The sequence below is a fragment of the Streptomyces sp. NPDC019531 genome, assembly GCF_044903305.1.
GTDB lineage: Bacteria > Actinomycetota > Actinomycetes > Streptomycetales > Streptomycetaceae > Streptomyces.
In genome coordinates, this window is sequence record NZ_JBJDQL010000001.1 from 453,678 (window position 1) to 478,254 (window position 24,577).

22 protein-coding genes are annotated in these 24,577 nt (G+C 70.9%); 13 read left to right on the plus strand and 9 right to left on the minus strand.

What is annotated here, in order from left to right; genetic code table 11:
* Window positions 1-35: 35 nt before the first annotated feature.
* Window positions 36-1,265, minus strand: coding sequence for a threonine ammonia-lyase (gene ilvA, locus ACI2L1_RS02115; protein WP_404737378.1), 1,230 nt, complete (start codon window positions 1,263-1,265; stop codon window positions 36-38).
* Between the two features lie 163 nt (window positions 1,266-1,428).
* Between ilvA and ACI2L1_RS02120 the strand changes: the two genes are divergently transcribed.
* The 3 genes from ACI2L1_RS02120 (at window position 1,429) to ACI2L1_RS02130 (ending at window position 2,864) form a co-directional block, all read left to right on the plus strand.
* The gene (locus ACI2L1_RS02120; RefSeq protein WP_209440215.1) at window positions 1,429-1,932 is read left to right on the plus strand and encodes a MarR family winged helix-turn-helix transcriptional regulator; all 504 of its coding nucleotides are present in this window, start codon (window positions 1,429-1,431) and stop codon (window positions 1,930-1,932) included.
* Window positions 1,933-2,053: 121 nt separating this feature from the next.
* On the plus strand, window positions 2,054-2,557 hold the full coding sequence (locus ACI2L1_RS02125; RefSeq protein WP_404737379.1) for a sigma factor-like helix-turn-helix DNA-binding protein: 504 nt from the start codon (window positions 2,054-2,056) through the stop codon (window positions 2,555-2,557).
* 58 nt (window positions 2,558-2,615) lie between these two features.
* Window positions 2,616-2,864: a hypothetical protein gene (locus ACI2L1_RS02130; RefSeq protein ID WP_404737380.1), complete on the plus strand. Its 249-nt coding sequence runs from the start codon at window positions 2,616-2,618 to the stop codon at window positions 2,862-2,864.
* 12 nt (window positions 2,865-2,876) lie between these two features.
* Here ACI2L1_RS02130 and ACI2L1_RS02135 read toward each other — a convergent pair whose 3' ends face one another.
* Window positions 2,877-4,034, minus strand: a complete 1,158-nt coding sequence (locus tag ACI2L1_RS02135) for a cystathionine gamma-synthase (protein WP_404737381.1) — start codon at window positions 4,032-4,034, stop codon at window positions 2,877-2,879.
* A 225-nt stretch (window positions 4,035-4,259) separates the two neighbouring features.
* Here ACI2L1_RS02135 and ACI2L1_RS02140 point away from each other — a divergent pair, with 225 nt between their 5' ends.
* The 5 genes from ACI2L1_RS02140 (at window position 4,260) to ACI2L1_RS02160 (ending at window position 10,074) form a co-directional block, all read left to right on the plus strand.
* Window positions 4,260-5,378, plus strand: a complete 1,119-nt coding sequence (locus ACI2L1_RS02140; RefSeq protein ID WP_404737382.1) for a hypothetical protein — start codon at window positions 4,260-4,262, stop codon at window positions 5,376-5,378.
* A 169-nt stretch (window positions 5,379-5,547) separates the two neighbouring features.
* Window positions 5,548-7,173 carry a M48 family metalloprotease gene (locus ACI2L1_RS02145; RefSeq protein WP_404737383.1) on the plus strand — a complete coding sequence of 542 codons (1,626 nt, stop codon included), beginning with the start codon at window positions 5,548-5,550 and terminating at the stop codon, window positions 7,171-7,173.
* Entirely contained in the window at window positions 7,170-8,303 is a 1,134-nt protein-coding gene (locus ACI2L1_RS02150) for a hypothetical protein (RefSeq protein WP_404737384.1), read from the plus strand. Before ACI2L1_RS02145 ends, ACI2L1_RS02150 begins: the two co-directional genes overlap by 4 nt.
* A gap of 55 nt (window positions 8,304-8,358) precedes the next feature.
* Window positions 8,359-9,066: a HEAT repeat domain-containing protein gene (locus ACI2L1_RS02155; protein ID WP_404737421.1), complete on the plus strand. Its 708-nt coding sequence runs from the start codon at window positions 8,359-8,361 to the stop codon at window positions 9,064-9,066.
* A gap of 3 nt (window positions 9,067-9,069) precedes the next feature.
* The gene (locus ACI2L1_RS02160) at window positions 9,070-10,074 is read left to right on the plus strand and encodes a MerR family transcriptional regulator (protein ID WP_404737385.1); all 1,005 of its coding nucleotides are present in this window, start codon (window positions 9,070-9,072) and stop codon (window positions 10,072-10,074) included.
* 28 nt (window positions 10,075-10,102) lie between these two features.
* Here the strand turns inward: ACI2L1_RS02160 and msrA are convergent, their stop codons facing one another.
* Window positions 10,103-10,615 (minus strand): peptide-methionine (S)-S-oxide reductase MsrA, encoded by a 513-nt coding sequence (gene msrA, locus ACI2L1_RS02165; RefSeq protein ID WP_404737386.1) that lies wholly within the window; start codon window positions 10,613-10,615, stop codon window positions 10,103-10,105.
* Window positions 10,616-10,850: 235 nt separating this feature from the next.
* On the opposite strand from msrA, the gene ACI2L1_RS02170 reads away from it, so the two are divergent.
* Window positions 10,851-11,327, plus strand: coding sequence for a hypothetical protein (locus ACI2L1_RS02170; protein ID WP_404737387.1), 477 nt, complete (start codon window positions 10,851-10,853; stop codon window positions 11,325-11,327).
* A gap of 125 nt (window positions 11,328-11,452) precedes the next feature.
* Here ACI2L1_RS02170 and ACI2L1_RS02175 read toward each other — a convergent pair whose 3' ends face one another.
* Window positions 11,453-11,836, minus strand: coding sequence for a VOC family protein (locus ACI2L1_RS02175; RefSeq protein ID WP_404737388.1), 384 nt, complete (start codon window positions 11,834-11,836; stop codon window positions 11,453-11,455).
* 85 nt (window positions 11,837-11,921) lie between these two features.
* On the opposite strand from ACI2L1_RS02175, the gene ACI2L1_RS02180 reads away from it, so the two are divergent.
* The 3 genes from ACI2L1_RS02180 (at window position 11,922) to ACI2L1_RS02190 (ending at window position 15,161) form a co-directional block, all read left to right on the plus strand.
* Window positions 11,922-12,962, plus strand: coding sequence for an iron-siderophore ABC transporter substrate-binding protein (locus ACI2L1_RS02180; protein WP_404737389.1), 1,041 nt, complete (start codon window positions 11,922-11,924; stop codon window positions 12,960-12,962).
* 4 nt (window positions 12,963-12,966) lie between these two features.
* A complete protein-coding gene (locus ACI2L1_RS02185; RefSeq protein ID WP_404737390.1) occupies window positions 12,967-13,953 on the plus strand; it encodes a FecCD family ABC transporter permease in 987 nt (328 codons plus the stop codon).
* A 101-nt stretch (window positions 13,954-14,054) separates the two neighbouring features.
* Window positions 14,055-15,161 carry a FecCD family ABC transporter permease gene (locus ACI2L1_RS02190; protein WP_404737391.1) on the plus strand — a complete coding sequence of 369 codons (1,107 nt, stop codon included), beginning with the start codon at window positions 14,055-14,057 and terminating at the stop codon, window positions 15,159-15,161.
* Window positions 15,162-15,202: 41 nt separating this feature from the next.
* On the opposite strand, the gene ACI2L1_RS02195 is transcribed toward ACI2L1_RS02190, so the two are convergent.
* Entirely contained in the window at window positions 15,203-16,243 is a 1,041-nt protein-coding gene (locus ACI2L1_RS02195) for an NAD(P)-dependent alcohol dehydrogenase (protein ID WP_404737392.1), read from the minus strand.
* 182 nt (window positions 16,244-16,425) lie between these two features.
* Between ACI2L1_RS02195 and ACI2L1_RS02200 the strand changes: the two genes are divergently transcribed.
* Entirely contained in the window at window positions 16,426-17,322 is an 897-nt protein-coding gene (locus ACI2L1_RS02200; protein WP_404737393.1) for a helix-turn-helix domain-containing protein, read from the plus strand.
* Here ACI2L1_RS02200 and ACI2L1_RS02205 read toward each other — a convergent pair.
* From ACI2L1_RS02205 to ACI2L1_RS02220, 4 genes are all read right to left on the minus strand, one after another.
* On the minus strand, window positions 17,313-18,083 hold the full coding sequence (locus ACI2L1_RS02205; RefSeq protein ID WP_404737394.1) for a group II truncated hemoglobin: 771 nt from the start codon (window positions 18,081-18,083) through the stop codon (window positions 17,313-17,315). The genes ACI2L1_RS02200 and ACI2L1_RS02205 overlap by 10 nt on opposite strands.
* Window positions 18,084-18,582: 499 nt before the next feature.
* Entirely contained in the window at window positions 18,583-21,900 is a 3,318-nt protein-coding gene (locus ACI2L1_RS02210) for a S8 family serine peptidase (RefSeq protein WP_404737422.1), read from the minus strand.
* A gap of 213 nt (window positions 21,901-22,113) precedes the next feature.
* The gene (locus ACI2L1_RS02215; RefSeq protein ID WP_404737395.1) at window positions 22,114-22,797 is read right to left on the minus strand and encodes an ABC transporter ATP-binding protein; all 684 of its coding nucleotides are present in this window, start codon (window positions 22,795-22,797) and stop codon (window positions 22,114-22,116) included.
* Between the two features lie 236 nt (window positions 22,798-23,033).
* Complete coding sequence (locus ACI2L1_RS02220; protein ID WP_404737396.1) at window positions 23,034-24,509, minus strand: ABC transporter permease; 1,476 nt, start codon at window positions 24,507-24,509, stop codon at window positions 23,034-23,036.
* Window positions 24,510-24,577 lie beyond the last annotated feature (68 nt).

Consider the following 24,577-nt stretch of genomic DNA (forward strand, 5'->3'; position numbering starts at 1 on the left):
GACTTGCCCGAACGAGTGAACCCAAGCCTTTGACCTCAGTCGATGACCGTGTAGCCCGACTCACGCAGGGCTCGGCCGACCTCGGCACAGTGCTCCGGCCCCTTCGTCTCCAGGTGCAGCTCGACCTCCGCCTCCGCGAGCCCGAGCCGTGGATCGGTCCGTACGTGGCTCACGTCGAGGACATTAGCGTCGACCACTGACAACACCCCGAGAAGCGTCGCGAGGGCCCCCGGCCGGTCCGTGAGCCGGAGCCGTACGGCCAGGTAGCGGCCCTGCGCGGACATGCCGTGGCGCAGGACGCGCTGCAGCAGCACCGGGTCGACGTTGCCGCCGGACAGCACGGCGACGACCGGTCCCTCGAAGGCGCCCGGGTCGCTCAGCAGGGCCGCGACCGGGCTCGCCCCGGCCGGCTCGACGACCAGCTTGGCCCGCTCCAGACACAGCAGGAGCGCGGCGGACAGCTCGTCCTCCGACACGGTGCGGACCTCGTCCACGAGCTCGTCCACGATCCCGAACGGCACATCCCCGGGCCGCCCGACCTTCATGCCGTCGGCCATCGTCGCCGGGTTCTCGATCGACACCGGGCGACCGGCGGCCAGCGAGGGCGGATACGCGGCCGCGCCCGCCGCCTGCACGCCCACGATCCGCACGTCCGGCCGCAGCGCCTTCACGGCGATCGCGACACCGGCCGCGAGTCCGCCGCCGCCGATGCCGAGGACGATCGTGCGCACCTCCGGGCACTGCTCCAGGATCTCCAGGCCGACCGTGCCCTGGCCCGCGATGACGTCGGGATGGTCGAAGGGGTGGATGAACACCGCGCCCGTCTCGGCCGCGTACTCCTGCGCGGCGGCGAGCGTCTCGTCGACCACCTGGCCGTGCAGGCGCACCTCGGCGCCGTAGTCCCTGGTGGCGCTGATCTTCGGCAGCGGGGCACCCTTCGGCATGAACACCGTGGAGCGCACGCCGAGCAGCGTGGACGCCAGCGCGACGCCCTGCGCGTGGTTTCCGGCGCTCGCGGCCACGACGCCCGCGGCCCGCTCCTCGGGCAGCAGTCCGGCGATCCGGACGTAGGCGCCGCGGAGTTTGAACGACCCCGTCCGCTGGAGGTTCTCGCACTTGAAGTGCACCGGCGAGCCCACCAGCTGGGTCAGATGGCGGCTGCCCTCCATCGCGGTGGTCCGCGCCACGCCCGTCAGCATCTTCTGCGCGCCGCGCACGTCGTCGAGCGTCACCGGCGGCACGGGGTGGGCCTTGCGGTAGTTCATGACTCAAGTCTCGCAGTTCACACGTGCGGGCTCGCGCTGTGACCAACGTCCGAGACGGGTTTGCGCAGCGCTGGTACGGCCCGCCTCCCGGCCGCGTACTCTGTCCCCCAATCCAGCTCCCCCTTCATGAAGTGAGCCTCCGGCCATGCCCACAACACCAGAAATGTCGATGGACATGACGACCGTCGGTGACACCGGTCTTCTCGACACCCTGCAGCACGAGGTGGCGGTCTTCGCCCGTCGTGCGGAACAGACCCGGCTCGGTGGGGTGGGGCAGGTGCGCAACTCCATGGACCGCGCCGCGTACCTGCTGCTCAACCGGCTCGACAAGGAAGGTCCGATGGGCGTCAAGGCGCTCGCGGCCAGTATGGGGATCGACTCGTCGACGGTCACCCGGCAGGTGGCGCCGCTCGTCGACACCGGGCTGGTCAAGCGCACCTCGCACCCCGAGGACGGCCGCGCGGTGGTGCTCCAGCTGTCCCCGCGCGGTCAGTCCCGGCTGGAGGAAGTGCGCTCCTCCCGGCGTCAGTTGATGGCCGAGCTGACACACGACTGGGCGCCGGAGGAGCGCGAGGCGTTCTGCACGCTCCTCACACGCTTCAACACCGCGCTCTCCTCCCGGATGGCAGCCCAGGGCGTGCCGGGGCCGGAGGCGCAGTCCTCGTAGGCACGCGCACGCGCGTACCGCCCCGCCTCTTGACCGGACGGCCGCGCCGGGCCTCATATGAGATCGGGTCCTCGTGGTCGTACGAAGCCGTCGTACGGCCATCCGCAGGCGGGGAGGTGCGGTGCGGCAACGGCAGGTGTCCCAGGGCGCGCGCCGGGCTCGCGAGTTCGAGGCGTTCGTCGCGGGCGCGGCCGGGCGGCTGCTGCACGCCGCGACACTCCTGACGGCGGAGGCACCGGACGACAACCCGCGCGCGCGGCGCCTGCTCACGCTGGCGCTCGCCCACACGTACGCGTGCTGGGACCGGCTGCGCGGCGAGGATCCCTACGACCGCGCCCGTCAGTACCTCGCCCTGCGCTTCGCCCACGGGGCATGGCGCCGCCACGGTGTCCTGTCCCTCGGCGGCCCCCGCCCCGTCGGCCCGCTGTCCCGGCTCACCCCTCAGGAACGTCTGATCGTGGTGCTGCGCCTCTATGAGGGGGTCGCCGAGGAACAGGCCGCGGCCCTGCTCGGCCTCCCCGCGGAACGTGTCCGCACGATCTGCGACCGCGCGACGGCCACCCTCCTGCATCCGCCGCGCGGGCCCGCACCGGCGGTGGTGGGGGCGGAGGTGGCGACGTCATGAGGGGGCCGGACACGAGTGCTAGCCCCGCCACGCGGCGGCCGGATCGCGGGAGGTGCGTGTGAACCGCAACCAACGGGAGTCCGCCGTGCGCCGGCTCATGGAGCGGGCGTCGCCGCCGGTGCCGGCGGATCTGTACGGGGACGTCGTGCGGCGCGGGTCGCGCATGCTGCGGCGCAGGACGGTCGCGCGCCGCATGATGTGGCTGCTGCTGTTCGCGGCGAGTGTGGCGTTCGTGGTGTGGGCGCTCACCGCCCGCCCGTGGGTGGAGCCGCCGTCCACGACGACCCCACCGATGACGGGCTGGTGAGCCTGGACCTGGCTACTCGGCCAGCGCCTGCTGCAGGTCCTGCAGCAGGTCGTCGACGTTCTCGATGCCCACGGACAGCCGCACCAGGTCGGCGGGGACCTCCAGCGCCGAGCCCGCCACGGACGCGTGCGTCATACGGCCGGGGTGCTCGATCAGCGACTCGACGCCGCCCAGGGACTCCCCGAGCGTGAACACCTTGGCGCGGTTGCAGACCTCGACGGCCGCCTCCTCGCCGCCCCGCACCCGGAAGGAGACCATGCCGCCGAAGGACCGCATCTGCTTGGCCGCGACCTCGTGGCCGGGGTGGTCCTGCAGGCCCGGGTACAGCACGTGCGTCACGCGCGCGTGCCGGGTCAGCATGTCGGCGACCTTCGTGGCGTTCTCGCTGTGCCGGTCCATGCGCACCGACAGCGTCTTGGCGCCGCGCAGCACCAGCCACGAGTCGAAGGGCCCGGCGACCGCGCCCATCGCGTTCTGGTGGTACGCCAACTCCTCGCCGAGGGTCTCGTCGGCGGTGACGAGCGCGCCGCCCACGACGTCGGAGTGGCCGCCCATGTACTTGGTCAGGGAGTGCACCACGACGTCGGCGCCGAGCGACAGCGGCTGCTGAAGGTACGGCGTGGCGAAGGTGTTGTCTACGACGAGCTTCGCGCCCGCGTCCCGGGAGACCTGGGCGACGGCGGCGATGTCGGTGATGCCGAGCAGCGGGTTGGAGGGGGTCTCCACCCACACGGCCTTGGTCTTCGGGGTGATCGCGGCCCGTACGGCGGCCGGGTCGCTGGTGTCGGCGACCGACCACTCGACGCCCCACCGGGCGACGACCTTCGCGAAGAGGCGGAACGTGCCGCCGTACGCGTCGTTGGGGATGACCACGTGGTCGCCGGGGCTGAGCAGCGTACGCAACAGGCAGTCCTCGGCCGCCAGTCCGGACGCGAACGCGAGGCCTCGACGGCCGCCTTCGAGGGTGGCGAGGTTCTCCTCCAGGGCGGTGCGGGTCGGGTTGGCGCTACGGCTGTACTCGTAGCCGCCGCGCAGACCGCCGACGCCGTCCTGCTTGTAGGTCGAGACCTGGTAGATCGGCGGGACCACCGCACCGGTGAGGGGGTCCGCGGTGTTGCCCGCGTGGATGGCGAGGGTCTCGAAGTGCTGACTGATGTGCCTGTCGCTCATGGGCTACGAGGGTAGTCCGCTCGGGAGGCCGATGACGGACGACGGGCTCCCGACGGCCGGACGGCAGGGTTTTCCCCAGGCGGGGACGTCGGCCCGTCGGGTTTTCCACAGAGGTGGGTGCCGGATTCGGTTTTTCCATGGGCCTGGATGCCGGTTCCGGGCAGGTTTTCCACAGGCCGCTGACCGGGTTGGGCAATTGTCGGTGGCGTCTGGAACCCTTGAGGCATGGAAATTCTCTGGGTCCTGATGGCGGCGGTCCTGCTGGGCTTCGTCCTGCTCCCGTTCCTGCGGCGCAGGCGGGGCGGGATCGAGCTGGTCCCGGCCGGCCACCCGGACGCCGCGGACCCGGCGGACTACGGCTTCGCACGGCAGGAGGAGCTGGACGTCCGCATGCCCGGTCCCGACCAGGACCTGCTGGACGTCCTGGACCTGGTGCAGCGCACACAGGACTACAAGGCGGCCTCCCAGTTGCTGGCCGGCACCGAGCGGGAGGGCGAGCCGCGCTGGCAGCGGGTGCAGGCCTTCGCCGGGGCCGCCTCGCTGGAGCTGCGGCAGCGGCCGGGCGGGGTGAGCGAGGCGCCGGGCGGGCAGTGGTTGCGGGTGTGGCGGGCCGAGCAGCCCAAGGACGCGGGCGGCACGGCCGTGCACGCGGAGTTCCTGGTGCAGCAGGCGTGGCGCACGTCGACGCCGGGCACCGACGAGTTCCGGATCATCATGGAGGAGGCGAAGGCGGCCTGCGGCGAGGCGGCACTGCTGGCCCCCGGCGATCCGGTCCCGTACATCGTGGAGCTCTCCGTGGCACGCGGACTTGGCTATTCCCAGGCGGAGTTCGAGCAGCTGTGGCTGAAGATCCTGGACCGCGCCCCGGCCCACATGGGAGCGCACCTGGCCGCGCTGCACTACTGGTGCGAGAAGTGGCACGGCTCGCGGGAGCTGGCGTACGGCTTCGCGGAGGCGGCGGCCGCCCGGGCGCCGCACGGCTCGCTGCTGGCCGCGATGCCGCTGTTCGCGGTCTTCGAGCATCTGCCGGAGGTGAACCTGGTCAGCGGGTTCTACCGGAGCGAGGTCGTGACGAAGGCGATCCACGGCGCGCTGCACGCGGTCCACTCCGCCCGCGCCGACGACCCGATGCTGGCCCATGTGCGGCATCTGCTGGTGTTCTTCCTGGTGCGCGGTGAGCGCTGGGCGGAAGCGATGAACCAGCTCGTGTACATCGACGGGCATGTCGGCGCCCTGCCGTGGACGTTGTCCGCCGATCCGGCCGCGGAGTTCGCGATATACCGGGCACTGGCCGTGGCGGGGTACGAGGCCAACGGGGGGAGCCCGGCGACGCTGGCCCAGTGACGCCGCAGGCCCTTCCCGGGCGCGATCTTGCCTCAGGGGGGACCGTTCGGTCATACTCCGCGCTCACCCGTGTGTGGTCATGAGCACGATCTGAAGCGCTCATCGGCCGGCCGGACCGCGTTCCTTGATCGCTGATCTTTTGATCCGTCCTGTGGGGGGACTCTGCCCAATGGGCACGACTCTGCGTGCGCTGCGCGCTCTTCTGCTGCTCGCCGGCTTCTATCTGCTCGGCGTCCTGTTGCTGGCCGCTCTGGCCGGCGCCGACTATCTGCTGCTCCTGCACGCCCCGACCAGTCTCGCGGGGAAGCTGGTCATCGTCTCCGTGCTGCTGGCGATCCCGCTGGTGCGTGGCCTGTTCATGCTGCGCACCCCGCAGGACGAGGAGATGGCGGGCCTGCCCGTCACCGAGGCCGACGAACCGGAACTCTGGCGGACGGTGAGGGAGTTGGCCGACGAGGTCGGCACCGCCGGCCCGTCCCGGATCGTCCTGACCGCCGACGTCAACGCCGCCGTCGCCGAGGACGCCCGGCTGCTCGGCCTGCTGCCCGGACCGCGCCGCCTCTACCTCGGTGTACCCCTGTTGCAGGGGCTGTCGCAGGCCCAGTTGCGGGCGGTCCTCGCGCATGAGCTGGGCCACTACTCGAACTCCGACACCCGGCTCTCCGCCCTCACCGTGCGCGGCCGCGCCCAAGTGCTGCGCACCATCAGGCACTTCGAGCAGCGCGCCGACCGGACCGCGGCACGCGAGCAGGCCAAGCAGGAGAAGAAGAACACCAAGGCCGAGGCGAAGGGCAAGCAGGCCAAGGAGGTCGACACCGGCAACGCGGGCATCACGTACCGCGCGATGGCGAAGATCTACGTCGGCTACGCCAAGCTGTACTTCCGCGCCACGCTCTCCGTCTCCCGCCGCCAGGAGTATGCCGCCGACGCCGCGGCCGCCCGGATCACCGGCCGGGACGCGACCGCGTCGGCGCTGCGCGAGATCCCGGTGCTGGACGGGGCGTTCGACTTCTACATGGACTGCTATGCCACCCTCGGCACCGGCCAGGAGCTGCTGCCGCCGCGCGGTGAGATGTTCGGCGGCTTCGGCCGGATGCTGAGCGCCCGGCAACTGGAGCTGGTCGACCGGCGGGACAATCCGCCGACGGGGCCCTCGTCGCCGTACGACTCGCATCCGCCGATCGCCGAACGGGTCCGCCGGATCGAGGGACTGCCCGACGACGGACGCGCGGACGAGGCCCGCGGCGCCGCCCTCGACCTCCTGGCCGACCCGCGGCGGACGCTGGCGGAGCTGGAGGACGCGGTCCTGACCGAGGAGGTGCGGCGGTTCCGCCGTACCGCCGACTGGCAGGAGCTGCTCGATCTGGTGATGGCGCAGTCGTTCCGCGCCGGGACCTCGCCGCTGCACCGGGCGTACGTGGCGTACACCAACGAGCAGCCGACGCTGACCGCGTTGCTCGACCTGATCGAGGACGGACGGCTGTGGCAGCTGGCGAAGCGGCTGCCGTTGTCCGACGAGGCGGCCGCCGCTCAGGGGCGGGTGTTCCGTGAGTTCGTACGGCCGACCCTGCACAGGTCGCTGACGGGCATGGCGCTGGCCGAGCTGAACACGCGGGGGCTGCTGCGCTGGGAGTTCTCCTGGGAGCGGTCGGCGATTCCGCATCTGCCGCCCGCCGTCGACGGCACCGAGACCGATCTCGACGAGGTGGTCGCCCCGGCGGTCGCCGACACCCCCGACACCGCGCCGCTGCGGGCGCTGCTCACCCACGAATCCCCTCAGCGAGGTGCCCTGTGATCATCCTCTGGGTCGTTCTGGCCCTCGTCGGACTGCCCTTGCTCACTCTGGGCCTGTACTTCCTCAAGGCCATCGTCCAGGGCGCGGTCGAGGGCTGGCGCGGAGCGGACGAGTCCGACGACGACGCCGACAAGCCGTACGAGCTGCCCGCGGCGGCCGCCGCCCTCGGGCTGCTGCCGCCCGAGCAGCAGAACAAGGACTCCGCGGCGCCGGTCCCGGCCGTACTCACCGCTGCGCTCGACGCGGCCAGGGCCGGGGACTGGCAGCCCGCCGCGGACCTGCTGAGCGCGACGGCCGCCGAGCGGGACTGGGAGCACCGCTCCGCCCACAGCGGGTGGCTCGCGGGCGCCGCCGCCGAGGACGACACCTGGCTGCTGGCCTGGGAGTCCGCCCGCCCCGACGACCCGGGCGCCGCGCTGGTGCGGGCGCGCAGCACGGTGGCGCTGGCGGGGAAGGTCCGTGGCGCGAAGCGGGCGAAGCACACCACCTCCGAGCAGTTCCAGGGCTTTCACCGGCTCATGGAAGAGTCCCGCGCACAGCACGAGCGGGCGGCCGCGCTCGGCGTCGAGGGCGACCCGGTGCCGTACATCGGACGGATCTCGACCGCCCTGGGGCTCGGTGATCCGCACATCGAGATGGAACGCGTCTGGAAGGAGATAACCGACCGCGACCCGCACCACTACGAGGCCCACTACATGGCACTGCAGTACTGGTGCGCCAAGTGGCGGGGCTCGGAGAAGCTGGCCCGGGACTTCGCGGCTCAGGCTGCGGCGAAGGCGCCCCTGGGCAGCCTGATGACGGCGTTCCCGCTGATCGCGCACTTCGAGCACGACGAGTCGGACACGACGGACGCCGACCGCACGCCGGAGATGCGGGCCCTGGTGGACGCGGCGCTCGCGGACGCGGCGGCGGCCGATCCGACGCACCCGCGGCTGCCGGAGGTCCGGCACCTGCTGGCGTACTACCTGTGTCTGCAGGACCGGGACGAGGCGGCGGTGGAACAGTTCCGGCTGGTCGACGGATACGTGGACGCGCTGCCGTGGCGGTACCGGGGCGACCCGGCGGGCGAGTACTGCCGGATGCGGGATCTGAGCCTGGCGAACACGGGCGGCGGCACGGAAGCCCCTTGACCTTGACACCGTGGCAAGGCCTTCACTGCTTGCCGAGGAGGTGGTCTCGGTGACCATGACGGGGCAGGGACAGGAACAGGAACAGGGCGCAGACGCGATGCGGGCGCTCCAGGGCCTGGAGGACGGCCGTTCGTCCGTACGACTGCGGGCGGCTCTGGTGCTCGGTACGGCGCCGGAGCCGCGGTACGTCGACACGCTCGTCGAGCGGTGCGCGGTCGAGCCCGAGTTCTTCGTCCGGGACATGCTCACCTGGGCCCTCACCCGCCACCCGGTGTCCGTGACACTCCCCGCGCTGCTCAGCGAGCTCCGCTCGGAGCGGCCGCAGGCGCGGAGCCAGGCGCTGCACACGCTGTCCAAGATCGGCGATCGGCGGGCGTGGCCCGCGATCACACGGGCGCTGCTGTCCGACGCCGACGACGAGGTGGCGCGGAGCGCCTGGCGGACCGCGGTCGTGCTGGTGCCGGAGGGCGAGGAGTCCGGGTTGGCCACGGTACTGGCGACACAGCTCGGGCGCGGTGCGCGGGAGACCCAGCTGAGTCTCAGCCGGGCGCTGGTCGCACTGGCCTCACGGGGCGACAGCGCGCTCGAAGAGGCCGTACTGCCGGCTCTGCGGGCCGCGACGAAAGCCCCCGACGCACGGGTGCGTACACACGCGCTCGCCACGGAACAACTGCTGCGCGACCCTGATGTCGGATTCGAGTTCGCGGTCGGGGAGGCGAAGCGCATCGTGGCCCTCGGCGGGTCCGGCCAGGAGGGACGCTAGGACGTGTTGATCGGTGAGGTGGCTCGACGGTCCGGGGTCAGTGCCCGCATGCTCAGGCACTACGAGTCCCTCGACCTGCTGCGCCCTTCGGGGCGTACGGTTTCCGGCTACCGGGAGTACTCCGGCGACGACATCCGGCGGATCTTCCACATCGAGAGCCTGAGGTCGCTGGGGCTGTCGCTGCGTGAGATCGGACGCGCGCTCGACGACCCCGGCTTCACGCCCTCGGCGCTCGTCAGCGACCTCATCCGTCAGACGCGCGAACGCATCGCGGCCGAGACCGAGCTGCTCACACGGCTGAGCCGGATCGATGCCGCGGAACCCGCCGACTGGGAGGACGTGCTCCAGGTGGTCGGGATTCTCCAGGCACTGGGGTCGACGAGCGCCGCCGCCCGCCAGCGCGCCGCCCTGTCCTCGGTCGAGGAGATCCCGGTACCGATGGAGGCCCTGGTCGAGGCGGTCCTCAGGGAGACGGACCCGAACGTCGCCGGAGCCCTTCGATGGGCGCTGGCACGATCGGGCGACGGCAGCGCGGCACTCCTGGCGGAAGGTCTCCGCTCCCCGGTGGCCGCGGTACGGGAACGTGCCGTTCGGTCCCTTGCCGAGATGCCCGGTGACGAGTCCACCGCCCGGCTGCGTGACGCCCTCGCGGATCCCGACGCCGTGGTCCGCGGTCATGCGGCTCTGGCCCTCGGGACGCGTGGAGCGGCGGATGCCGTCCCGGTGCTCATCGACATGATCGTGGCCGGGCCGAACGACACCGACGCGGCCGATGCGCTGGGCATGCTGGCGAGCGACACCGCGACGGCGGATCGGATCGCCGCCGGGCTCGTCGACCGTCTGGGCCACGACACCGCCGAGGCGCCCGCCCGCGCCCGGCTGACCCAGGCGCTGGCGGACATCCCGGGGACCACGGCCTCACGCGCCCTCGTGGCACTGTCGTACGACGGGGACCGTGCCGTCGCACTGACCGCGACGTACCTGCTTCGGTTGCGCGGGGCAGGGTGACGGATCTCTGGGCTGTGGAGCTCTGAGCTCAGCCCTCGGCGCGGGCGGGCAGCCGCCATCCCGGCCGCGGGAAGTGGCAGGTGTAGCCGTCCGGGTAGCGCTGGAGGTAGTCCTGGTGCTCGGGCTCGGCCTCCCAGAAGGGGCCCACCGGCTCCACCTCGGTGACCACCTTTCCGGGCCACAGGCCGGAGGCGTCCACGTCCGCGATGGTGTCCTCGGCGATCCGCTTCTGCGCGTCGTCCACGTAGTAGATCGCCGAGCGGTAGCTGAGGCCGATGTCGTTGCCCTGGCGGTTCTTGGTGCTCGGGTCGTGGATCTGGAAGAAGAACTCCAGGAGTGTGCGGAACTCGGTCTGCTCGGGGTCGTAGAGGATCTCGATGGCCTCCGCGTGCGTGCCGTGGTTGCGGTACGTCGCGTTCGGCACGTCACCCCCGGTGTATCCCACCCGGGTGGCCGTCACGCCCGGAAGCCGGCGGATCAGCTCCTCCATGCCCCAGAAACATCCGCCCGCCAACACGGCCCTCTGCGTCTGCGCGGCCATTGCGGCCCTCCCATATCTGTCGGCTCGGTCACTCGGGCCACTCTGCTCGCACACCACCGGCGTCCTGTGCCCACCCTCCTCAACGCACGAGGGTTCCGGACGATTCCGGGCCCGTCCGATCGGCGGCGCACGTCCTTCCGAGGTCCCGACCCCGACCGTCCCTGCCCCCAGGGCCGTCGCCTCCTGGCGCCGAAGTCCCGTACGCCTGACCCTCGCGGCAGCCGCCCTGGTCGTCATGGGCCTCGCCGGAGTCCTCACCGCTCATCTCGTCACCGGCGACGGCTCGTCCGCGTCGGCGGCCCCGTCAACACCGACGCCAAGGCCCACCCCGTCCGCCTCCGCGACCCCCTCCGCTGCACCGGACACGGAACCGGCCACCGGCACCCGCAAGGTCCTGACCTCCCCCTACGACCTCGCCCCCGGCGCCTCCGTGGCGAACGGCAAGGTGCGACTGACCATGCAGACCGACGGCAACCTGGTGATCAGTGACGCGAACGGCCGTCCGCTGTGGGCCGCGATGACCCAGGGCAGGGGCGACCACGCCGGCTTCCAGAGGGACGGCAACCTGGTCGTCTCCAATGCGGACGACAAGGCGGTGTGGGGAGCCGGCTCCTTCGGACACCCGGACGCGGTCCTGGTGCTGCGGGCCGACGGGAACGTGGTGATCGAGGACGGCGGCACGGTGCTCTGGCAGACGAACACGGCCCGCTGACCCCGGTGACGCCCCGTGTGCATCCCGCTGAACAACCCCGATGACACCCGGTGTGCATCCCGCTGACACCCTCGATAACACCCCGCCCGCACCCCGCCGACACCCCGTGGGCAACGCGGGAAACCTCAGCCCCCACTCCCGTACGGCCGCGTGAGTATCTCCAGCCGATGCCCGTCCGGATCGTCGAAGTACGCGCCCCGGCCGCCGTCGTTGCGGTTGATCTCGCCGGGGCGGTGGTGGAAGGGGTCCGCCCAGTACGTCAGCCCCGCTTCCTCGACACGGGCGAAGATCGTGTCGAAGTCGTCCTCGGAGACGAGGAACGCGTAGTGCTGGGGCGTGATCTCGCCGGTCGTGTCCATGTAGTCGAGCGTCACGCCGTTGGGGATCTCGACGGGGATGAAGGGGCCGTACTGCGGGCTCACCGCCAGGCCCAGGATGTCGGCCAGGAAGCGGGCCGAGGCGTGCTTGTCGTGCGCGGCGACGATGGTGTGGTTCAGCTGAACGGTCATCGTGGAGGCCTCCTCCTCCCGACCATACTCCGCGAGCGGTTAAGGTAAGCCTTGCCTTAGCGAACCAGCGTCATCCGGAGTAGTCGTGCGTACAGCAGCAGTGCGGGTCGTCCTGGCCTCGATCGTCGTCGGAGGGCTGCTCGCCGGCTGCTCGTCGTCGGACACCGGCGGAACGACCGAGAAGGCGGAACGGAACCCGGTGCTGGGCGCCTCCGAGGGCCCCTCCGCCGCGCCGAGCTCCCTCGCCGCCGGCATGGGCTCCGACCAGGACACCGACGGGACCTTCCCGCGGACGGTCACGCACTTCAAGGGCGAGACCACGATCAGCGCCGAGCCGAAGAAGATCGCCGTGCTCAGCACCGGTCAGCTCGACGACCTGCTGTCATTGGGCGTCGTACCCACGGCCACCACCCGCGCCGACAACGCCGGGCTCGTGCCCGACTACCTCGCGGACGCCTTCCCCACGTACAAGAAGCAGCTCTCCGCCATGACCGACGCGGGCACCCGGCAGGCACCCAACCTGGAGACCCTCGCGGCGGCCAGGCCCGACCTCATCCTCGCCAACGACTCCCTCGGCGACCTCTATCCCAAGCTGTCGAAGATCGCGCCCACCGTGATCACCGCGGGCAACGGCATCAACTGGAAGCGCGACCTGCTGCTCGTCGGCGACGCGCTCGGCAGGGGACAGGCGGCGCGGACCATGCTGAACGGCATCGTCGCCGACGCCAGGGAGAAGGGCGCGGCGATCGAGGGCGACCCGACCGTCTCCATGGTCCGCTTCACGCCCGACCGCACCCGCATGTTCGGGGTCTCGTCCTTCACCGGTTCCATCGCCGTCGACATGGGGCTCGCACGGCCCGAGTCCCAGCGGTTCAACGCCATCTCGGAGGACATCGGCGCGGAGAGCATCGACACCGCCGACGGGGACTGGATCTTCTACTCCGTGCAGGGGGACGCGTCGAAGACGGACGCGGCGAGCGTCGTCGCCGGGCCACTGTGGAAGTCGATGAAGGCGGTGAAGGCCGGCCAGGCCGTGAAGGTCGACGACGACCCCTGGTACCTCAACGCCGGACCGTCCGCCGCACGCCTGGTGATCTCGGAACTCTCCGAGAACATCGGCAAGTAGTCGCGTGATACGTCGTCTCGCCTGGCCCGCGGCGGTCCTCACGGTGGCCGCCGCCGGGGCGCTCAGCCTCGCGGTCGGAACGCGGTCGGTGCCCCTGTCCGCCGTGGTGGACGCCCTGCTGCAGGGTGGCGGGTCCCCCGACGCGCTCGTCGTACGGTCCCTGCGCCTGCCGCGGACCGAGATCGGGCTCACCGCCGGGGCCGCCCTGGGGATCGCGGGCGCCGCGCTCCAGGCCGTGACACGCAATCCGCTCGCCGACCCGGGGATCCTCGGGCTGAGCCAGGGCGCGGCGGCGGGGGTGGTGCTCGCCATCGGCTTCGGGCTCGCGAACGGGTTCTCCGGATACGTCTGGTACGCCTTCGCCGGGGCCGTCCTCGCGGCCTGCCTGGTGTACGCGGTCGCCGCGCGGGGGCGGGGCGGGGCGTCGCCGGTGAAGTTGGCGCTGGCGGGGACGGCGCTGTCGGCGATGACGGCGGGGGCCACGACCGTGGTGCTCACGTCGAGTTCGGCGACCCTCGACCAGTTCCGGTTCTGGCAGGTGGGGTCCTTGAGCGGACGGGACGCCGGGACCGTCGTACGGATGCTGCCGTTTCTTGTCGGCGGGGCGTTGATCGTGCTGGCCTGCGCCCGGGGACTGGACGCAGTGGCCCTCGGGGACGAGACGGCTCGGGCGCTGGGGCACCGGGTTTCGCTGGTGCGGGGGGCGGCGGCGCTGGGAGCAGCGCTGCTGACCGCGGCGGCGGTCGCCGCGGCGGGGCCGATCGCGTTCGTGGGGCTCGCGGTACCGCATCTGGCGCGACGACTCGTCGCCGGCGGGCATCGGGCGATGCTGCCGCTGTCCGCGCTGCTGGGGGCCGCGCTGCTGGTGGCGGCGGATGTGGTGGGACGGGTGGTGCGAGCTCCCGCGGAGGTGCCGGCGGGGGTCATGACGGCGCTGGTGGGAGTGCCTGTGCTGGTGGTGCTTGTACGGCGACGAGGGGCTGTTTCGTGAGTGGTGCTCGGCGTGAGGCCGCGCCTACGGATGTGCCTCGCCATGTGGTCTCGCGACTGCGGGAGCGTCGTGGTTGCTCGCGCAGTTCCCCGCGCCCCTGGGTGGGTACAGCCAGGCCGACTCCCGCCGCACCCACTCAGGGGCGCGGGGAACTGCGCGAACAGCCCCCACCGGCCCGCGGCCGAACGACCGTCCTGCGGCCCCACCCCGACCTCTCCCTCCTCGTCCACCGGAGATCCGTCGCCGTCGCAGTCGCCCTCCTCGCCGTCCTCCTCGCCGCCATGACCGCCTCCGCCTCCCTGGGCCAGACCTACATCTCCCTTGCCGAGGTCTGGCACACCCTCCGTACCGGAAACGGCCCCTACGACCTGGTCGTCAATGAACTCCGCGTCCCCCGGATCATGCTCGGCGCCCTCGTGGGCGCAGCCCTGGGTCTGGCCGGAGCCCTGATTCAGACCGTCACCCGGAATCCCCTGGCCAGCCCGGACGTGATCGGCGTCGGGCATGGTGCCGCCGCTGCCACCGTGCTCGCGCTCGCGACCGGAGTCGTCTCCTCGCCCGGCGCGATGCCGGTCGTCTCCGTCGTGGGTGGACTCGTCGCCGCCGCCCTCGTGTATGTGCTGGCCTGGCGGCGCGGGATGCAGGCGAGCCGTTTCGTGCTCACCGGGGTCGGGATCGGGGTCGCCCTGTCCGCCGTCGTCCAGCTGTATCTCACCGACTCCGAGCTCGAAGCCGCCGAGCAGGTCAAGCTGTGGCTCACCGGGAGTCTCAACGGGCGGGGCCGGGAGCAGGCGGGGCCCCTCGGTGTCGTACTCCTGCTGTGTCTGCCCGCGCTGGTGTGGGCGAGCAGGGCCGCGCGGCCGCTCGGTCTCGACGTGGACACCGCCGCCGCGCTGGGCGTGCGGGTGAACCGGGTGCGGCTCGGCCTCACCGTGCTCGGGGTGGTGCTCGCCGCCACCGCCACCGGGGCCGCCGGGCCGATCGGGTTCGTCGCGCTGACCTCGCCGCAGCTGGCCCGGCGACTGACCCGGACACCTCAGCTGCCGCTGCTGTGCTCGGCGCTGACGGGGGCGTTCGTGCTGGTCGCCGCCGATCTCGCGGCCCGGACGCTGCTGCCCCCGCTGGAGATCCCGGTCGGCGCGCTGACCTCGCTGGTCGGAGGGCCGTATCTGCTGTGGCTGCTGGGGCGGCGGACGGCCGTACGTTGAAAGGCCCCGCACCATGGCGGGGGCCTTTCAGACGGTGGGACTCAGATCGTCGCCGTGTCGATCACGAACCGGTACCGCACATCGCTGTTGATCACGCGCTCGTACGCGTCGTTGATCTCCGACGCGGTGATCAGCTCGATCTCGGCGCCGATGCCGTGCCCCGCGCAGAAGTCCAGCATCTCCTGGGTCTCGGCGATGCCGCCGATCATCGAACCGGCGAGGGTCTTGTTGCCGGCTATGAGGGAGAAGAGGCTGAGCGCGACGGGCTCCTCGGGGGCGCCGACGTTGACCAGCGCGCCGCCCGTCTTGAGCAGGCCGAGGTACGCGCCGAAGTCGAGCGGCGCCGAGACCGTGGAGAGGATGAGGTCGAAGGAGCCGGCGAGTTCCTTGAAGGTGCTCTCGTCGCTGGTCGCGTAGTAGTGGTCGGCGCCCAGCTTCAGGCCGTCGTCCTTCTTGCGCAGGGACTGGGAGAGGACGGTGACCTCGGCGCCCAGCGCGTGCGCGATCTTGACGCCCATGTGGCCGAGGCCGCCCAGTCCGATCACGGCGACCTTCTTGCCGGGGGCGGCGCCCCAGCGCTTGAGCGGGGAGTACGTGGTGATGCCGGCGCACAGCAGCGGCGCGGCCTCGTCGAGGGCCAGGCCCTCGGGGATACGGACGACGAAGTTCTCGTCGACGACGACCTTCTCGGAGTAGCCGCCGTAGGTGGGCTCGCCGTCCTTGCCGATGGCGTTGTACGTGCCGACGTTCCCGCCGGTGCAGTGCTGCTCCAGGCCGGCCTTGCAGTTGTCGCACTCCTGGCAGGAGTCGACGAGACAGCCGACGCCCACGCGGTCGCCGGCCTTGTACTTGGTGACACCAGGGCCGACCTCGGAGACGATGCCCGCGATCTCGTGGCCCGGGACCATCGGGAAGATGGCCTCGCCCCAGCCCTCACGGGCCTGGTGGATGTCGGAGTGACAGATGCCCGCGAACTTGATGTCGATCAGCACGTCGTGCTCGCGGACCGCGCGGCGCTCGATGGTGGTGCGCTCCAGGGGTGCCTTGGCGGCGGGTACGGCGTATGCGGCGACAGTGGTCATACCGGGGGTTCTCCTAGCGGGGGTCCGTGCCCGGCTGCCTTCTGTCTGTCCGTCCGTCCGGGCACGGTGACCAGCCTGCCCGCGGAATCGGCATCCTCCCAGGCCACGGTTCTGCGTACGTCCGCCGGTCCTACCACTGGCGGGGACAGGATGCCGTGCGTCCGACGATGAATACTTGACGTATGGACGACATGGCCGAGGAACAGCCCGGACGCGGCTCACTGGACCGGCGTGCCGAGCTCAGCGAGTTCCTGCGCACCCGGCGGGCCCGGCTGAAGCCTCAGGACGTGGGGCTGCCGGACTTCGGGCGGCACCGCCGGGTGCCCGGCCTGCGGCGCGAGGAGCTGGCGCAGCTGGCGGGCGTCTCGGTGGCGTACTACACCCGCCTTGAGCAGGGCAACGGGCGGAACGTCTCGGCGGAGGTCCTCGACGCGATCGCCCGTGCGCTGCGGCTGTCCGACGCCGAGCACGCGCATCTCATGCACCTCGCGAGGCCGAAGCAGCACAAGAAGAAGGCCACCGCGCGGACCGAGCAGGTGCGGGGCGCGGTGCGCCAGTTGGTGGACTCGATCGAGGTCCCGGCCTACGTCGGCGGCCGCAACGCGAACATCCTCGCCTGGAACCGGATGGCGGCGGCGGTGTTCGGGGACTGGTCGGAGCTGCCGGCGCAGGAGCGGAACTGGGCCCGGCTGGTGTTCCTGAGGCCGGCGTACCGTGACCTGTTCGTGGAGTGGGACCAGAAGGCGCACGACGTCGTCAGGTATCTGCGCATGGCCGCGGGCTGCCATCCGGACGACCCGGGCCTGTCCGCCCTCGTGGGTGAACTCTCCGTCAAGAGCGAGGAGTTCAGGCGCCTGTGGGCCACGCACGACGTCAAGGAGAAGAACTACGGCGTCAAGCGCCTGCGTCACCCCCTGGTCGGCGAACTGAGCCTGAACTTCGAGTCGTTCCAGCTGTCCGACGGCAGCGAACAGGTCCTGACCACCTACTACGCGGAACCGGGCTCCCCCTCCGCGGAGGCACTACGGCTGCTGTCCAGCTGGGGAACGGACGCGTTCCACGCGAGCCCTCAGCCCTGATACGGCGGTGCCGCTCCCCAGTTCCAGCGCGGCATCGGCTGATCGGCGGGCGGCTTCGCGTCCGGGCCGGAGAAGTACACCGCGAGCCGGGTCCCCCACTCCACGTAGGCGAGGAACGCCGAGCGGAATTCCGCGTCGGTGGGCAGGCCCGCCTCGTCGGCCGCGTCCTGGATGAGGTTCACCCAGCGGCGGCGCTGCGGCTCGGTGATGCCGCGGCCCATGTGCTTGGCGACCATGTGGCCGTGGCCGCCCTGGGTCTCGGAGTAGGCGGACGGGCCGCCGAAGACCTCCGCGAGCCACAGGGCGACATGCTCGGCGTGCTCGGGGGCCAGGCCCGCGAACACCGGGGCCAGGAGGTCGTCGGCCAGGACCTTCTCGTAGAACACCGTGGTCAGCCGGGCGAAGGCCTCCGCACCGCCCGCCCACGCGTACAGGGTGGGCACCGAGGCGCCCCTCCCCCGTACCGTCGTCGGTTTGTAGTGGCGCATCTCCTCGATGTTCTCGACGTACGGCCGGATCTCGGCCAGGAAGTCCGGGAACAGCTCCGACTCGCGGAAGCCCTCCATGTGGTCCTCGGTGGAGGTCCAGGTGATGCGCAGGACGTAGTGCTCGAAGTCCTCCTCGCAGCGCGCCAGCTCGTAGTCGACGCACTGCGGGGCCGCTGCCAGCAGGGCCGAGGCGTGGGTGTAGGCGGACAGGAACTCCGCCGAGCGGTCTGCCGGGATGCGGTAGCGGATGTACTCGACGGTCTCTGTGGTCATACGGCCACTCAAACACGGGCGGCCGTCGGAAGCTGCTCTTCCGGGGGCCGGATCAGGATTGCCGGATCACGGCCACGCCGAGTTCCAGGCGCACCTTGCGGGCCACCATGCCCCTGCCCCAGGTGATGCCCAGCCCCGGCGGTCGAGGGTGCCCCTGGCCGTGAAGTCGAGCCGCGGCCCTGGAGGCCGGTCTCGGTGCCGGTCTGTTCCAGGTCGACGACGACCGTCCTGGTCACGCCCGCACGGTCAGGTCGCCCGCCGTACGCCCGCGGCCTGATCGCCGGCTGGCCACGTGTGCCCGCCGCCGGGTGCGCGAGGCGGAGTTTGGACGGCACCGTCGAGGCCGTGCTCGCCTTCGAGATCGCGCAGGACCGGGTCCGGTGCATCTGGACGGTTCGCAACCCCGAGAAGCCGAGGCCCTGGACGGCCGCCTGAGACACCGAGAGGCCCGCCGGAAGCAGCGCTTCCGACGGGCCTCTCAACTACCGTGCCCTACACCTCACTTGGCGTAGTACGCGTTGTAGATCGAGATCGTCGACTTGTTGCCCTTCTTGTCGGCGATCTTGGCGTGGAAGGAGATGGCCTTCCCCTTCGCCGGGTTCTTCACGGTGATCTGGCCGTCCTTGACCGTGACCTTCTTCCAGGTCTGGCCGTAGTCGTAGGACACGTACACCGCGAGGGACTTCAGGTTGGAGCCCTTGGCGGAGCCCTCGACGGTCAGCGGGATCTTGACCGTCTTGCCGGCCTCGACCCTGTTGTCCAGGCCCGTCTTCGCGTTGAAGCGGACCATGGAGGCGGGCAGCTTGGTGAGGTCGGCCGACTTCTTGGACGAGAACGTCCAGCTGGCGTCGATTCGGGTGGAGGCCGCCGCGACCTTGACACTGCGCTTGACCGAGGTCGTCAGCTTGTACGAGGCCTGTCCGGCCGGGACCTTGAACGTCTTCTCGCCGAACAGCGGGTCGTCGTTCGAGCCGACCTTGACACCGTTCTTGTACAGCGTGGTGTTGACCGAGGTGAACACCGAGGAACCGGCGTGGCCCTGGCCGTCCGCGAACAGCGGGAGGGAGCCGAAGATCTCGTTGCCGTTGCGGTACAGACCGAAGTCGGCGTTGAGATGCGGACCGAAGACCGCGGTGTTGAAGGTCTTCGCGTACGACTTGCCGCCCTGGAAGGACTGCGAGGCACCGAGCGTGTAGTACGCCTCGGAGATCGGGAAGCCGTCCGCGTCGACGCCGCCGGACTGCTCGAAGTCCATCTGCCACTTCACACCGCTGAGGGTGGACAGGTGCAGGGTGCGGGTGCCGGGCAGGGTCTGCGGGATACCCATCGAGGAGGCGGAGAAGGAGCCGGGCAGCCAGCCCACGGCGTTGATCGAGCCCTTCTTGCCGCTCGCGCCCGCGCCCATGCCGACCTTCACCTTGGCCAGCTCGCTCGCCTTGTAGTGCTTGGTGTAACCGGTGGCGAACTGCTTGACCGGACCGCCGGCCACGGTGTCGTACTGCTCGGTGGCGCCCTTGCTCCAGTGGCCGTCGAACTGCTCGGTGAGCGAGCCGTCGGTCACCTGCGGACCGAAGTGCGCGGTACGGAAGCCCGCGTACGAGTCCAGGAACCAGCCGTAGCCGTAACCGCCGTTGGCGGTCTGGACCTGGAAGCCCGGGGAGGCGAACTCGGACTTGGCGGCCGTGTCCGGCACGGTGATGTCGACCGGCTTGGCCTTGCGCGCGTCCAGCGTGATCGTCGTGTTCTTCGTGACGTTCAGCTTCGGCTGGACCAGCCAGTCGGCGCCCTTGGCCATGTCCTCCGGGTCCACGAAGTACGCGGAGTTGAGGATGTAACCGCCCTTGGGCACACGGACGGTGACCGAGCCGTCCTCCTCGTACGGCGTGTACCACTTGCCGTTGGCGAGGCCCGAGATGCCGGACAGGTCCAGGTTGTAGTTCTTGGCCGGCTTGCCGTCACGGTCGAGGACGTTCAGCGTGACGTCGTACGACTCGACCTCGCGCTGCACCGCGGCCGCCGTACGGACGGTCTGGCCGCCGCCCGTCGCGGTCACGTACGCCGAGTAGGCGCCGTCGAGCGTGCCGCCCAGCTTGGTGTCGACGGTGACGTCGACGGAGGCCTTGCCGCCGGCCGGGACGGTCACCGTGGTGGCGCCCAGCTTGAAGAAGCCGGCCGGAGCGGCCTGCCCCTTCGGGTCGGTCGCCGTCGACGCCAGCTTCAGCGTGACGTCCTTCGTACCGAGGTTGCGGTACGTCAGCTGCTTGGTGACCGGCTTGTCGTCGGTGTGCGGCCACAGCTGGGTGCCGAAGCTCACCGACACCGGGTCGGCGATCACGGTCTGCTTGATGGCCTTGTCGACCTGGATACGGCCCGAACCCTGCTGGAACGGGGTGTACTTGCCGCCCTTCGTGGAGCCCGTCAGGGCACCCTTCAGCTCGGCGTACGTCCAGTCCGGGTGCTCCTGCTTGAGGATGGCCGCGGCGCCCGCGACATGCGGGGTCGCCATCGACGTACCGGAGATGGTGAGGTAGCCGGCCGGGTTCTCGCCGACCTCCTGGTCGATGAGGCTGCCCGGGGCCGCGGCGGCGGTGATGTCGACACCGGGCGCGGTCACGTCGGGCTTGATCTGCCCGTCGAGGCCGGGGCCGCGGCTGGAGAAGGACGCCAGCGCGTCCTTGTCGTCGACCGCGCCGACGGTCAGGGCGGAGGCCGCGCTGCCCGGGGAGCCGATGGTCTGGTCTCCGAAGTCGCCCTCGTTGCCGGCGGCGATGGCGAACAGGATGCCCTTGGTCTCCGAGAGCTTGTTGACCTCGGCTTCCAACGGGTCGATCGCCGGGGTGTCGCCGCCGCCCAGGCTGAGGTTGACGACGTCGGCGCCCTGCTCGGCCGCCCACTCCATACCGGCGAGGATGCCGGAGTCGTCGCCGTAGCCGTCGTCGCTGAGGACCTTGCCGTTGAGCAGCTTGGCGCCCGGCGCCACACCCTTGTACTTGCCGTTCGACTTCGCGCCGGTGCCGGCCGCGATCGAGGCGACATGGGTGCCGTGACCGAACTTGTCGGTCGCGTCGGCGGAGGTGGAGAAGTTCTTCGCCGCGATCACCTGGTCCTTGAGGTCCGGGTGGGTGGCGTCGACGCCGGTGTCCAGGACGGCGATCTTGACGCCCTTGCCGTCGTAGCCGGCGGCCCAGGCGGTCGGGGCGCCGATCTGCGGCACGGACTTGTCGAGGCTCGCCTTGCGGACGCCGTCGAGCCAGACATGGGCGATGCCGGAGGCCGTCCTGTCGCCGTTGGTGACGGCGTCCCACAGCTCGGGGGCGTCGTCCTGGGGCGTCTGCACGGCGTCGGCGTTCAGGGAGGTCAGGGCGCGGCGGAGGGTACCGGCGTCCCGGACGTCCTCCTTGGCGGCGCTCGCCGAGCCCTGGTAGCCGACGATCACCTTCAGTCCCTTGCTCTGGGACTTGCGGGTGGCGGCCTTGTTGAGCTCGGTGACGTCGAACAGGCGCTGGTCGAGCTTGCCGCCCGACACCAGGCGGACCACGTCGGACGGCAGCACGAAGGTGTGGCCGTCGGCCTTGCGGAGCTGGACGGGTATGTGTTCGCGGCCCTTCGCGGGCTCCAGGCCCACGACCCGGCCCTTGGCGTCCACGACGACACGGTCGCCGGTGATCAGGGTGATGCGGTGCTTGGGCGTGAGCTGCGCCTTGTTCGTCTGCGCGCTCGCCGTCGACGCCGTGTCCGCCGACGCCGGGCTGGTCATGCCCGCCGCCAGCGCCACCGCGGCCGCCGTGGCGATCGTGGCCGCGCATGCCTTTTTCACTTGTCTGCGCAAGATTCCCCCTTGCAGAAGAACCGGGCGAATTCCCCGTTCACCCGGCCGGGGGGCAGATCGCACGCCTATGCGTGCACCCCCCGGTGCTCGCAGTATGCCGAGGGGTGATCACGGCCTTCAATAGACAAGTCCCTGACAGCAAAGTCTGTTACAAGACCGCAGGGTTCAGAGGGAGTTGGGGCCACCGTTCAGGAGGCGGGCTCAGGACGCGGCGTTCTCCTTCACCGTGATCTTCCCCTTGCGGATGATGGCGAGGCGCGGGGCCTTCTTCGCGATGGCGGAGTCGTGGGTGACCATGATGAAGGTCAACCCGAGCTCCTTCCACATGCGTTCGAGTACGTCCATGATCTCGTCGCGCATCGACTCGTCGAGGTTGCCGGTGGGTTCGTCGGCGAGGAGCACCTTCGGCTGCTTGACGAGGGCGCGGGCGATGGCGACTCGCTGCTGCTGTCCGCCGGACATCTCGGAGGGCAGGTGCGAGAGGCGCTCGCCGAGCCCGACGGACCTCAGCGCCTCGGCGGCCCGCTCCCGGCGCTCCTTCCCCTTCACGCCGAGGGGTACGAGGGCGGTCTCGACGTTCTCCTGGGCGGTGAGGGTGGGGATCAGGTTGAAGGACTGGAAGACGAAGCCGATGTTCTCACTGCGGACCTTGGTGAGCTTGGCCTCGGAGAGCTTGGCCAGGTCCGTCCCGTCCAGCACGACTTCGCCCTCCGTGGGCTTGTCCAGGCCGCCGAGCATCTGGAGCAGGGTGGACTTGCCGCCGCCGGTGGGGCCCTGGATGACGAGACGGTCCCCGTCGGCGATGGTGAGGTCGACTCCGGCGAGCGCGTCGACGGTGTCCTTGCCTCGGGAGTAGCGCTTGGTGACGCTTCTGAGTTCGTACATGGTGACTCCTGGGTGGGTGGGGTTCGGGGTGGTGCGGATCGTTGTCGGCTGCGGGTCGGTTGAGGGCTTGTCGCGCAGTTCCCCGCGCCCCTTCGGGGGGGGCACGGTGGGAGCCGGCGTGACTGAGCCCACCCAGGGGCACGGGGAACTGCGCGACAAGCCACGACGATCCCGCAGCCGCAACACCGGATCGCGCGGCACATCCGTAGGCGTGCCGGTGCCGCAGCCGACGTCCGCTACTCGACTCGGCGCAACGCGTCCGCCGGCCGCAACCGCGACGCACGCCAGCCGCCGAACGCCCCGGCGATGAGACCACCGGCCACCGCCAGCCCGACCGCGATCGCCACGGTCGTCAGACTGACCGGAGCCGTGAGCGCCACGTCCAGCGTCTTGGCGGCCGCCTGCCGGCCAGGACCGCCACCGAAGCCACCGCCCCCACCGGGCCCGGCGTTGCCGCCACCACCGCCGCTGCCCAACTGCGCCTGCAGCGTGGGACTGATGGCCGTCACGACGTACGCCCCCGCGAGCCCGAGCCCGATGCCCAGCGCCCCACCGAGGAGCCCGTTCACCATCGCCTCGCCGACGACCTGCCGGGTCACCCGCCCCGACTTCCACCCCAGCGCCTTCAGCGTGCCGAACTCCCGCACCCGACGCGACACCGCGGACGAGGTCAGCAGACCGGCGACGAGGAACGCGGCGACGAGCACGGCGATCGACAGCCACTTGCCGACGTTGGTGGCAAGGGAGGACGCCGTGGAGAGCGAACCGGAGACGGTGTCGGCCAGGTCGGCCGAGGTCGTGACGGTCGTACCCGAGATGTTCTTCTGGATCGTCGACTTGACGGCGTCGATCTTCTGCGAGTCGGTCGCCTTGACGTAGATCGTGGTGACCTTGTTCTTCGAGTCACTGAGGGTCTGCGCCTGCGTGAGCGGGATGTACACGTTGGCGGCCGCGTCCCCGCTGTCCGCGGTGGCGACGCCGATCACCTTGAACTTGACGCTCTTGATGGTGACGGTGGAGCCGACCTTGAGCTTCTTCTCCTTGGCGTACGCGGAGTCGAGCACGGCGACCTTGGCGTTGGCCTCGGTCGACTTGAACGTACGGCCGCTGGTGATCTTGGAGGAGGTCAGCGGGCCGAGCGCGGGCTTGGTGACGTCCGTGCCGTAGACGGAGTAGTTGTTGACGTCGAAGTTGGCGCCGCCGCCCTGCACTTCACCCTGGGGCTGCCCGGTGCCACCGCCGTTCCCGCCGGGGCCGCCCTGCTGGTTGCCGCCGCTGTTCTGGTTCTGCTGGAACTGACCGCGGGTGAACTGCCCGCTCACCTTGATGACCTGAAGGCTCAGCCCGCCGGCGGCGTCCGAGACCCCGGTCTGGCCGTCGACCTTGGTGACCGTGGAGGTGGCCAGGGTCTGGAAGCCCTGCACCATCACCCGGTCGGTGCTCTGCTCCGTGTCGGAGCCGTTGTCCTGCGCGTCGAACTGGAAGCGCGGCCGCTCGGACGAACTGGCCTGCGGCTGGGCGGCCTTGGTGACCGTCATGTCGGTGCCCAGCCCGTACAGCGACTGGAGGACCTTGTCCTGGGCCTTCCCCATGCCGGACGACACGGAGCTGACCACGATGACCAGCGCGATCCCGAGCGCGAGCCCGGAGGCGACGACGAGGGCCGCCTTTCTGCGGCGGCGCAGTTCGCGCCTCAGGTAGGTGAAGAACATGGCCGCAAGCTAGGTACGGCGCGTGATGACTGGATAAGGCCCAAATAAGAGCTGCATGAGAACCCTGT

What these genes read in the sequence shown, in the direction of transcription:
- ilvA (WP_404737378.1), bottom strand. Translation starts at nt 1,265, where the DNA reads ATGAACTACCGCAAGGCCCACCCCGTGCCGCCGGTGACGCTCGACGAC.
- ACI2L1_RS02120 (WP_209440215.1), top strand. Translation starts at nt 1,429, where the DNA reads ATGTCGATGGACATGACGACCGTCGGTGACACCGGTCTTCTCGACACC.
- ACI2L1_RS02135 (WP_404737381.1), bottom strand. Translation starts at nt 4,034, where the DNA reads ATGAGCGACAGGCACATCAGTCAGCACTTCGAGACCCTCGCCATCCAC.
- ACI2L1_RS02140 (WP_404737382.1), top strand. Translation starts at nt 4,260, where the DNA reads ATGGAAATTCTCTGGGTCCTGATGGCGGCGGTCCTGCTGGGCTTCGTC.
- ACI2L1_RS02145 (WP_404737383.1), top strand. Translation starts at nt 5,548, where the DNA reads ATGGGCACGACTCTGCGTGCGCTGCGCGCTCTTCTGCTGCTCGCCGGC.
- ACI2L1_RS02155 (WP_404737421.1), top strand. Translation starts at nt 8,359, where the DNA reads ATGACGGGGCAGGGACAGGAACAGGAACAGGGCGCAGACGCGATGCGG.
- msrA (WP_404737386.1), bottom strand. Translation starts at nt 10,615, where the DNA reads ATGGCCGCGCAGACGCAGAGGGCCGTGTTGGCGGGCGGATGTTTCTGG.
- ACI2L1_RS02170 (WP_404737387.1), top strand. Translation starts at nt 10,851, where the DNA reads ATGGGCCTCGCCGGAGTCCTCACCGCTCATCTCGTCACCGGCGACGGC.
- ACI2L1_RS02175 (WP_404737388.1), bottom strand. Translation starts at nt 11,836, where the DNA reads ATGACCGTTCAGCTGAACCACACCATCGTCGCCGCGCACGACAAGCAC.
- ACI2L1_RS02195 (WP_404737392.1), bottom strand. Translation starts at nt 16,243, where the DNA reads ATGACCACTGTCGCCGCATACGCCGTACCCGCCGCCAAGGCACCCCTG.
- ACI2L1_RS02200 (WP_404737393.1), top strand. Translation starts at nt 16,426, where the DNA reads ATGGACGACATGGCCGAGGAACAGCCCGGACGCGGCTCACTGGACCGG.
- ACI2L1_RS02205 (WP_404737394.1), bottom strand. Translation starts at nt 18,083, where the DNA reads ATGACCACAGAGACCGTCGAGTACATCCGCTACCGCATCCCGGCAGAC.
- ACI2L1_RS02215 (WP_404737395.1), bottom strand. Translation starts at nt 22,797, where the DNA reads ATGTACGAACTCAGAAGCGTCACCAAGCGCTACTCCCGAGGCAAGGAC.
- ACI2L1_RS02220 (WP_404737396.1), bottom strand. Translation starts at nt 24,509, where the DNA reads ATGTTCTTCACCTACCTGAGGCGCGAACTGCGCCGCCGCAGAAAGGCG.